General features: G+C 38.3%; 2 protein-coding genes. Both read right to left on the minus strand.

Translation table 11 applies throughout. From position 1 onward, the window contains the following. Positions 1 to 280 precede the first annotated feature (280 nt). Positions 281 to 1,435, minus strand: coding sequence for an IS91 family transposase (locus tag ASU35_RS02810; RefSeq protein ID WP_058351576.1), 1,155 nt, complete (start codon positions 1,433 to 1,435; stop codon positions 281 to 283). After that, positions 1,428 to 2,294: a tyrosine-type recombinase/integrase gene (locus tag ASU35_RS02815; RefSeq protein WP_058351577.1), complete on the minus strand. Its 867-nt coding sequence runs from the start codon at positions 2,292 to 2,294 to the stop codon at positions 1,428 to 1,430. The genes ASU35_RS02810 and ASU35_RS02815 overlap by 8 nt, the downstream gene beginning before the upstream one ends. Positions 2,295 to 2,491 lie beyond the last annotated feature (197 nt).

Genomic DNA, 2,491 nt, shown 5'->3' on the forward strand with positions numbered 1-2,491 from the left:
TATAATTCATTAGGAAAGTATCAGATTCAGAGCAGTTAAAAAGAGCAGATTTATTCTCAACGTAAATCTGCTCTGAATGTGATTCTTTCTGATTGTACCAATTCGCGGACTTTTAGCCAGTACATGGGGATTGTATAGGTTTTCTGTACCTTGATTTTTTCATAAAACCTTTAAATTTTCAGGTAAATGATATGCTTTCCTTGGTATCTCTTAAAAATGAGTATCACAAATAAGCCTCCATTGTAGCAGGCTGAAAATAAACATATATAGCGTCGTCGAATTATCCAAAGGCTTCGTATGTTTTACCGAGTAGTTTCATCGAGGATTTTCCGCATTCCGGACAAAGGCATACATCCTTTTTCCAGACCAGCTTAAGCAGTTCTGCTATGGATAAGTGTGCATAGCGCTGTTTAAATTTCTGCTGTCCCTGAAGGCGAAAGATAAGTTGAAGATTACAGGATTTCATTCGATTATTCAGAAAACCATAGTAACGAATTTTCTGAAATCCGGGAGGCAGTACATGCATGAGAAATCTTCGGATGAATTCTATGTTGGTCATAGTAATGGTACGTCTCGGTTTACCTTTTTTAAGAGCTCTTGCACTAAATACCACATGAGTATCGGATACGGAGATAATTCTGCTGTTAGAGATAGCAACCTTATGTGTGTAACGGCCAAGATATTCAATAGCATTACCAAAACCATTAAAGGTCTCTTTGATATAAGGACACCAGTCTTTCTCATAAAGAGAATTTTTAAATTTCTTCCATTCTGAAAGTGCTGACAAATGTTTCAGACTCCCAGGAATGTATAAGGTATCGGACAGATATATCTGATCAAGGTAATAAAGAAACTTTCCTTTAAATTTATCGCGCAGGACATGGACTGGGATAAAGAAAGTTCCTTTTGATTTTCGAATCTTTCTGTCAGAGGTAAGTCCGCCACCGGAAATGATGCAGTGCATATGTACATGGTAATCCAGTGTCTGGTTCCATGTGTGGAGAACCTGAATAATCCCGGGTGTTGCTCCGAGATACTTTTTGTCAACAGATAACTCTAAAAGTGTCTCGGCGGAGCATTTGTGAAGAATCCCGTACAAGAGGGACTGGTTATGATAAAGAAGTGGGTTTAATTCATGGGGAAGTGTGAATACTACATGGAAGTATGGAGAATCAATCACTTCGGCTCTTCGTTTATCAACCCACAGTTCTTTCTTGACGGCCTGACAGATTGGACAGTTTCGATTGCGGCAAGAATTATTATGGTAAGCCATATGTCCGCATTCCGTACACTGACTGACATTTATGCCAAGCTTTCCGGTTTTACAGTTAAGTATGGAACGGGCAGCTTTTGATTGAACCGTTGTCTGGTAATGGGTAGAGGCAAAAGAATTGTAGGAATTTTCAAAAACTTCCTGAATAGCGTAATTACTCATGATCTGCACCTCCAAACAAGGCATCCAGAGGGCTGATGGCAGAATGATTTCCACTAACAGCCAAATGCACGTAAATAGTCGTAGACTCCAGAGATTTGTGACCAAGCAGAGTTTTAATGGTCATAAGATCGACACCATTCTCATACAGATGAGTGCCAAATGCATGCCGGAATGAATGGCAGGTAATTCGATTAGGCCAGCCGAGTTCTTCCTCATGTTTGTGGATATTTCTTGAAAGATAAAAAGTGTCGATGGGTTTATCAGGATTACGCTGTTTGGGAAACAGATATCCAGTAGGTCTGCCATAAGCAAACCAGTATTCAGTTACGATATCCAAGGCATACTTGGAAAGAATGGCATAACGGTCACTACGATTTTTACCGTGAGTGACGTGGATACGCATATTTTTTCGGGAAATATCTTCGTAACGAAGGTTACAGACTTCACCAATACGAAGACCGGCAGAATACATGATGGCAACCATGGCTTTCACTTTAAGGTCAGTTATAGTAGAGATAAATAGCTTTGTATCCTCCTGAGATGGGACATAAGGCAGAAAGGTATCAAATTTTCGCATTGGAAGCTGCGTATCATCCCATGATTTATGAAGAACATAAAGAGTAAAGAAACGAAGCTGGGAGATGGCAACATTAATCGTGCGGTCAGAAAGATTGCGCTCTTTCTGAAGTTTTTCTAAGAACTGACGTTGCTCATTGTAAGAAACCTGAGAAGGAGTCTTATGAAGAGTGTCAGAAACAAAAGTAAGATATGCAGAAATGTATGTCTGATAAGATTTCATAGTGTGATCGGTAAGACCACGAAGAGAAATCATTTTTTTATAACGCTTTAAATAATCCATGAAAAAACCTCCTGAAATATGTGAAAAATAAAGTGACATCACAAAAAACAGGTGGAGGTCTGGAAAAAAAATAAGATATGTAATTGTTAAGTATAAAAAAACATGATAAAATATGCATAGCAGTTCTTGTTGTTATGTGTTTGTTTTAGTGTGGTAACTTAACAATACAACAGAAAAACAAAAACTGCTATTTTTTT

The sequence above is a fragment of the Acetivibrio ethanolgignens genome, assembly GCF_001461035.1.
Lineage (GTDB): Bacteria > Bacillota > Clostridia > Lachnospirales > Lachnospiraceae > Velocimicrobium > Velocimicrobium ethanolgignens.

Coding starts and splice junctions, on each gene's coding strand:
- ASU35_RS02810 (WP_058351576.1), bottom strand. CDS start 1,435: ATGAGTAATTACGCTATTCAGGAAGTTTTTGAAAATTCCTACAATTCT.
- ASU35_RS02815 (WP_058351577.1), bottom strand. CDS start 2,294: ATGGATTATTTAAAGCGTTATAAAAAAATGATTTCTCTTCGTGGTCTT.